The 7369-nt window shown below is 70.9% G+C and carries 6 protein-coding genes; 5 read left to right on the forward strand and 1 reads right to left on the reverse strand.

Annotation, left to right across the window (positions count from 1 at the left end; all coding sequences use genetic code 11):
- A partial coding sequence (locus tag ABZ342_RS48585) for an alpha/beta hydrolase (RefSeq protein ID WP_360488813.1) occupies nucleotides 1–526 on the forward strand: 526 nt, incomplete at its 5' end.
- Nucleotides 511–1992 (forward strand): alpha/beta hydrolase, encoded by a 1482-nt coding sequence (locus tag ABZ342_RS48590; protein WP_360488816.1) that lies wholly within the window; start codon nucleotides 511–513, stop codon nucleotides 1990–1992. The genes ABZ342_RS48585 and ABZ342_RS48590, both read left to right, overlap by 16 nt.
- Here ABZ342_RS48590 and ABZ342_RS48595 read toward each other — a convergent pair whose 3' ends face one another.
- Nucleotides 1993–2634: an LppX_LprAFG lipoprotein gene (locus ABZ342_RS48595; RefSeq protein ID WP_155544558.1), complete on the reverse strand. Its 642-nt coding sequence runs from the start codon at nucleotides 2632–2634 to the stop codon at nucleotides 1993–1995.
- An 87-nt stretch (nucleotides 2635–2721) separates the two neighbouring features.
- Here ABZ342_RS48595 and ABZ342_RS48600 point away from each other — a divergent pair, with 87 nt between their 5' ends.
- The 3 genes from ABZ342_RS48600 (at nucleotide 2722) to ABZ342_RS48610 (ending at nucleotide 6960) form a co-directional block, all read left to right on the forward strand.
- On the forward strand, nucleotides 2722–4002 hold the full coding sequence (locus ABZ342_RS48600) for an MFS transporter (protein WP_360488820.1): 1281 nt from the start codon (nucleotides 2722–2724) through the stop codon (nucleotides 4000–4002).
- Between the two features lie 61 nt (nucleotides 4003–4063).
- Nucleotides 4064–5407, forward strand: a complete 1344-nt coding sequence (gene glnA, locus ABZ342_RS48605) for a type I glutamate--ammonia ligase (protein WP_155544560.1) — start codon at nucleotides 4064–4066, stop codon at nucleotides 5405–5407.
- Complete coding sequence (locus ABZ342_RS48610) at nucleotides 5407–6960, forward strand: amidase (RefSeq protein ID WP_360488824.1); 1554 nt, start codon at nucleotides 5407–5409, stop codon at nucleotides 6958–6960. The genes glnA and ABZ342_RS48610 overlap by 1 nt, the downstream gene beginning before the upstream one ends.
- The last annotated feature ends 409 nt before the right edge of the window (nucleotides 6961–7369 follow it).

The following is a 7369-nucleotide window of genomic DNA, read 5'->3' on the forward strand; positions in this document are numbered from 1 at the left end:
TCTCCGCGACCTACCACGGGCGCGACAGCTTCAAGAAGTTCGCCGCGCAGGCGTACTTCCGCGGGACTACCTTCGTGGACTCCTACCTCGGCTCGAGTACGGCACCACCCAGGACGCCTTCACCGCGATCCGCTGCGTCGACGACCCGCGCGTCACCGACCCGGCCGTCATCCTCAAGGCGCAGGAGGAGTACGTGAAGGTGGCGCCGTTCCTCGACGACGGCCGCCCGGCTTCGGCGGCCCGCGACGCCTGCGCGTTCTGGCCGGTGCCGAACACCTCCGAGCCGCACGTGCCGAACGTCGAAGGCCTGGCGAAGACGCTGGTCATCTCGACGACCAACGACCCGGCGACGCCGTACCAGGCCGGCGTCAACCTCGCGAAGGGCCTGAAGGGCGCGCTGCTCACCTTCGAGGGCACGCAGCACACGGTGTTCCTGCAGGGCGTGAAGTGCGTGGACCAGGCGGGCACGGACTACCTCGTCGACGGCACGGTGCCGCCGGAGGGGACCCGGTGCACCGGGCAGTAGGCCTCGCCGCCCTCGCGGTGCTGCTGGCGGCGTGCACGAGTGCTCCGGCACCCGTGCCGCCGCCCGCGCCGCGACCTCCCGACCTGGGGAAGTTCACCCAGCAGAAGCTCACGTGGACGCCGTGCGGGGACGCGCTGGACTGCGCGCACCTGAGCGTGCCGCTGGACTACGCGGCGCCGGACGGACCGGCGATCACGGTCGGCCTGCTGCGGCACAAGGCCACGAAGTCGCGGATCGGCTCGCTGGTCGTGAACCCGGGCGGCCCGGGCGGCCAGGGCACCTCGACGGCCGCCGCGCTGGCCAAGACACCCGCCGCCGCGCCCCTGCTCGAGCGCTTCGACCTGGTCGGCTTTGACCCGCGCGGCGTCGGCACGAGCGAACCGCGGATCACCTGCCGCTCCGACGCCGAGCAGGACGCGGATCGCGCGTCCGACGTCGAAAGCGACATGTCGCCCGAAGGGGTGAAGAAGCAGCTCGCCGAAACGACCGCCTACGGCGCGAAGTGCGCCGAAGCGTCGAAGTACGGCAAGACGCTTCTCGCGAACGTCGGCACGCGAGACGTCGTACGCGACCTCGACGTGCTTCGCGCCGCGCTCGGCGACGAGAAGCTGACCTACCTCGGCTACTCGTACGGGACCCAGATCGGCGCGGCCTACGCCGAGGCGTACCCGCGCAACGTCCGCGCGCTGCTGCTCGACGGCGCCATCGACCCCGCCCAGGGCCTCGTGGATTCGCTGGTCACGCAGGCCGCGGGCTTCCAGGACGCGCTGAACGAGTTCGGCAAGTGGTGCGCGTGCCCGCTCACCGGCGGCACCGAGGGGCTCCAGCGGCTGGTGCGTCCGCTGATCACGAAGCCCCTCCCGGCCGGGACGCGGAAGCTGTCGTTCGAGGACGCGATCACGGGCACGTTCGCGGGCCTCTACTCGCGTGGCGACTGGCCTGCTCTGAAAGCCGCGCTCGCGCAGGCGGCCCAGGGCAACGGCCGGACCCTGCTGGCCTTCGCCGACGGCTACTACCAGCGCGATCGCGACGGAAAGTACAGCGGCGCGATCGACGCGTACTTCGCGGTCCGCTGCGTCGACCACACCCGCGTGACCGACCGGGCCGCGATCGAGCGCGCCCACGACAAGATGCTGGCCGGCGCGCCGTTCCTGGCCGGCGGCACGCCCGACACGAGCGAGCTGGACATCTGCTCGACCTGGCCGGTCCCGCCGACGTCCGCCGAGCACACGCCGCGCGTCGAAGCGCTGCCGAAGACCCTGGTCGTCTCGACCACGCACGACCCGGCGACACCCCACCAGCAGGGCATCGACCTGGCGAAGGACCTCGGCGGCGCACTGCTCACCTACGAGGGCGTCCAGCACACGGTGTTCTTGCAGGGCGACAGCTGCGTGGACCGCGCGGGCATCGCGTACCTCGTCGACGGAACGGTCCCGCCGGAGGGCGAGCGCTGCCCGGGGCCGTGACTACGCCTGCTGGTGGGTCAGCGACAGCTCGATCATCACCGGGCTGAGGTGCGCGTCCGGGGGCGGGATCTGCACCCACAGCCGGACGAACCGCCGGGGCAGGGTGTCGGAGACCCACACCTTGACGTTCAGGTCCCCGTCGATCTGCTCGAGCACGCTGTGGGCGACGGCGGCCGGCACCCGGCCGTCCACGCGCAGCGCGGCCGCGCCGTCGACGTTCTCGCGTCCCTCGGTCTTCGCGTCGGTCACGCCGTCGAGCAGGCGCTTCAACCCGCCGTGCGGGCCCAGGAACGCGCTCACGGTGTAGGCGTCGGGCAGGGGACCGGCCCAGGAACCGGTCAGCACGTGCCCGTCCTTGACGGTGAAGCCGGACTTCGTGTGCCCGTCCCCGTCCTGGATGTCGGCCGTGCCGTCGGCGGACCCGTGGTCGTCGAGGGTCGCGTCGCCCTCGATCAGCCGGAGCGGGAAGCCCGGCAGGACGCCGTTGACGCCCGCCGCGAAGTGCACGCCCCGCACCGCCGCGAACGACTTCGCCGCCTCGCTGACCAGCTCGGACCCGGCCGGGAACGGCCCGCGCGTGTCCGGTGACCCGGTGCAGCCGGCCGTCAGGAGGAGCACGAGCAGGAAGGCGAGACGGCGCATCCCCCGAGCCTACTGTTGGCCCGATCCTTGCGGACGATGTCCTTCAAGCCACTTTCGGCTCTTCGCGCCCGCGACGACACTGCACGGGTGACTGTCGAGACCCGCCCTGCCCCGAAGCTGCACCGCGCCTGGCTGATCGCCGGCGCCGCCTTCGTCGCGCTGCTCGCCTCCGCCGGCTTCCGGTCCGCGCCCGGCGTCCTCATCGACCCGCTGCACCAGGAGTTCGGCTGGTCCACGGCCACGATCAGTTCGGCTGTCTCGGTCAACCTCGTGCTCTACGGCCTCTTCGCGCCCTTCGCGGCCGCGTTGATGGAGCGGTTCGGCATCCGCCGCGTCTCGGCGACGGCGCTGTTCGTCATCGCCCTCGGCGCGGCCGGCACGGTCTTCATGAGCGCGAGCTGGCAGCTGATCCTCTGCTGGGGCGTGCTGATCGGCGCGGGCACCGGCTCGATGGCGATGAGCTTCGCCGCGACGGTGGCGGCCCGGTGGTTCGTCCGCAGCCGAGGCGTCGTCACCGGCGTGCTGACCGCGGCGGGCGCCACCGGCCAGCTGATCTTCCTGCCGCTCATCGCGAACCTCGCGGTGGGCTCGGGCTGGCGGACGGCGTCGCTGGTGATCGCGATCGCGGCGCTGGCGGTCGTCCCGGTGGTCCTGCTGGTCATCCGCGACCACCCCGCTGACGTCGGCACGACGGCGTACGGCGCACCGGCCGACGCGGAGGTCGCGCGCCCGGCGTCGAAGACCGGCTCGGCCCGGCGTGCGTTGTCGGTCCTCGGCCAGGCCGCCCGCACCCGCACGTTCTGGCTGCTCGCGGTGGGTTTCGCGATCTGCGGCGCGACGACGAACGGCCTGGTCGGCACCCACTTCGTCCCGGCCGCGCACGACCACGGCATGCCCCAGACGACGGCCGCCGGCCTGCTCGCCCTGGTGGGCGTCTTCGACGTGGTCGGCACGATTTTTTCGGGCTGGCTCACCGACCGCGTCGACCCACGCGTCCTGCTCGGCGTCTACTACGCCCTGCGCGGGCTCTCGCTGGCCCTGCTGCCGCAGCTGTTCACCGACTCGGTGCAGCCGAGCATGTGGGCGTTCATCCTGTTCTACGGCCTCGACTGGGTGGCCACGGTCCCCCCGACGGTCGCCCTCTGCGTCCGCGCGTTCGGCGACGCGGGCCCGATCGTGTTCGGCTGGGTCTTCGCCTGCCACCAGCTGGGAGCGGCGTTCGCCGCATCGGCGGCGGGCCTGGTCCGCGACCAGCTGGGCAACTACAACGTGGCCTGGTACGCGGCGGCGGTCCTGGCGGTTCTGGCGTCCGTGGCCTCGCTGGCCATCAAGCGGGCGAAGAAGCCCGTCCCGGTACTCGCGAGCTGACTTCGTCACCCTCGGCGCGTCGTGAAACATCCCGTTAACACGCTGTCGTTAGGGTGCGGCCATGGATCGCCAGCAGGAATTCGTGCTCCGCACGCTCGAGGAGCGCGACATCCGTTTCGTCCGTCTCTGGTTCACCGATGTGCTGGGGTTCCTCAAGTCCGTCGCGGTCGCCCCGGCCGAGCTCGAAGGCGCCTTCACCGAGGGGATCGGCTTCGACGGCTCGGCCATCGAGGGCTTCGCCCGCGTCTACGAGTCGGACATGGTCGCCAAGCCCGACCCGGCCACCTTCCAGGTCCTGCCGTGGGAGACGCCGGACGGCGGCCCGTACTCGGCCCGCATGTTCTGCGACATCGCGATGCCGGACGGCTCGCCGTCGTGGGCCGACCCGCGGCACGTCCTGCGGCGCCAGCTGTCGAAGGCCGCCGAAGCGGGTTTCACCTGCTACGTGCACCCTGAGATCGAATTCTTCCTCCTCTCGACCCTGCCGGACGACGGCAGCGAGCCGGAGCCCGCGGACAACGGCGGCTACTTCGACCAGGCCAGCCACGCCACGGCGACGCACTTCCGCCGGCACGCCATCGAGACCCTCGAGGCGATGGGCATCTCGGTCGAGTTCAGCCACCACGAAGGGGCACCGGGCCAGCAGGAGATCGACCTCCGCTACGCCGATGCGCTGACGATGGCCGACAACGTGATGACGTTCCGTTACGTCGTCAAGGAGGTCGCCCTGACCCAGGGCGTGCGCGCGACGTTCATGCCGAAGCCGTTCACGGACCAGCCCGGCTCGGGCATGCACACCCACATCAGCCTGTTCGAAGGCGATCGCAACGCCTTCTACGACGCCGAGGACCCGCACGAGCTGTCGGAGACCGGCAAGGCGTTCGTCGCCGGCCTGCTGCACCACGCCAAGGAGATCTCCGCGGTCACCAACCAGTGGGTGAACTCCTACAAACGCCTGATCAGCGGCAGTGAAGCGCCGACGACGGTCTCGTGGGGCCGGGCGAACCGCTCCGCGCTCGTCCGCGTCCCGATGTATTCACCCGGAAAGGCGTCATCCCGACGGGTGGAGATCCGTACGCTGGACTCGGCGTGCAACCCGTACCTGGCGTACTCGGTCATCCTGGCCGCCGGGCTCAAGGGGATCGAGAAGGGCTACGAGCTGCCGCCGCCCGCCGAGGACAACATCTGGCAGCTGAGCGAGTCCGAACGGCGCGCCGCCGGCTACTCGCAGCTGCCCCAGAACCTGGGAGAGGCGCTGGCCGAGATGGAGAAGTCCGAGCTCCTGCCGGAAGCGCTCGGCGAGCACGTCTACGACTTCTTCCTCCGCAACAAACGCGTGGAGTGGGACAACTACCGCAGCGCGGTCACGCCGTACGAGCTCCGAACCCTGCTGCCGGTGCTCTGATGGGGCGGCGGCCGGTGTTCCTCGCGATCCTGGCCGCCGCACTCGTGTTCGTCCCCGCGGCGCCCGCTGTGGCGTCGTCCCGGTTCGACCTCGACTCCGCCGACATCCCGGCACTGCAGGCGCGGATGGCATCCGGCCGGCTCACCGCGACCGGCCTGACCAGCGCTTATCTCGACCGCATCCACCGGGTCGACGGCAAGGTCAACGCCGTCCTGGCGCTCAACCCGTCGGCGCTCGGCCAGGCCAGGGAGAGTGACGCCCGGCGGCGCGCGCACCACCTGCGCGGGCCGCTCGACGGCATCCCGGTGCTGGTCAAGGACAACGTCGACACCCGCGATCAGTGGACGACGGCGGGGTCGCGGGCCCTGCGCAGCTACCCGGCGAAGGACGCGACGCTGATCACGCGGCTTCGCAACGCCGGCGCGGTGATCCTCGGCAAGGCGAACCTGTCCGAGTGGGCGAACTTCCGCGCCGCGAAGCCGACGTCCGGCTGGTCGGGCGTCGGCGGGCAGACGAACAACCCATACGTGCTGGACCGCAACCCGTGCGGGTCGTCCGCCGGGTCGGCGGCCGGCGTCGCCGCGTCGCTGGCCCAGGTCGCGATCGGATCGGAGACCGACGGCTCGATCGTCTGCCCCGCCGGGATGACCGCGACGGTCGGCCACAAACCCAGCCTCGGCCTGGTCAGCCGCACCGGCGTGGTGCCGATCTCCGCCGAGCAGGACACCGCCGGCCCGATCGCGCGCAACGTCGTCGACGTCGCGCTGACGCTGTCGGTCCTGCAGGGGCGGGACCCCGCGGACCCGGCGACCGCGCAGTACCCGAAGTCGCAGCCGACGGATTACGCGAAGTTGCTCCGCCCGGGCGTGCTGCGGGGTGCGCGGATCGGGCTGTGGCGGCTGCCGGTGCTCGGCCCGCAGACGGACGCCGTCATGACTGCCGCGCGGAACTCCCTGGTCAAGGCCGGTGCGACGGTGATCGAGGTGACGCCGCCGTACCAGGCGCGGCTCGGCGAGCTGGAGTTCCCGGCGCTGCTCACGGAGTTCCACCGCGACATCGACGCCTACCTGGCGACGCGTCCTCGCGGCCCGCGGAACCTGGCCGAGCTGATCGCCTACAACCGCGCGGACCCGCTGGAACAGACGTGCTTCGCCGGCCAGGAGCTGTTCGAACAGGCACTGGCCGCGCCGCCGCCGACCGACCCCGGCTACCTGGCCGGCCGCGCCGAGCTCTCGGACCTCGCCCGCCGGTCCCTCGACGAGACCCTGGCGAAGTACCACCTCGACGCGATCGCGTCGCCGACGAACCCGCCCGCGTGGAAGACCGACTGCGCGGTGGGGGACAACGACGTGATCCCGTCGTCGACCCCGGCCGCGGTCGCCGGCTACCCGGACGTGACCGTGCCGGCGGGGTTTGCCGGACCCCTCCCGGTGGGTATCTCGTTCATGGGTACCCGGTGGTCGGACGCCCGGATGCTCGCGCTCGCGGCGGACTTCTCGAGAGTGGCTCCGGCCCGGGTGCCACCGCGCTACTTGGCGACGTCGCCTTCGTAGGGGCTCGGATACGCTCTGACCTGCGGCAATGGCGTTAAGTGACCCCCCTGTTCGGGACCGGTTTCAGGGCATGTAATCTTCTCTTCGTCGCCAGGAACACCGGGTCGCCCCGGGGCCGCAAGCCCCGAAGATCCGGCCGGGCCGAGCGGGTTGACACCGCGGATCGGACCGGGTAATGTTCAGCGTCGGCCCACGAGCGGCCGCCGAATCCCTACGACTAACACCGTAGGCTGAGGCATGCTCGACCAAAAGCTTTGAATATCGCTTGGAACAACTGCCGAGGATATAGCCGCTGATAAGGCGGTGAGTCCGGAGTGTGTTGCTTGAGAACTCAACAGTGTGCTAGTGAACTAAGCCAGTAGAGCTTATGTATTGAACCTCGTATGAGGTTCCTTTGAGAGCATTAAAT

Source organism: Amycolatopsis sp. NPDC005961, assembly GCF_040629235.1.
GTDB lineage: Bacteria > Actinomycetota > Actinomycetes > Mycobacteriales > Pseudonocardiaceae > Amycolatopsis > Amycolatopsis camponoti.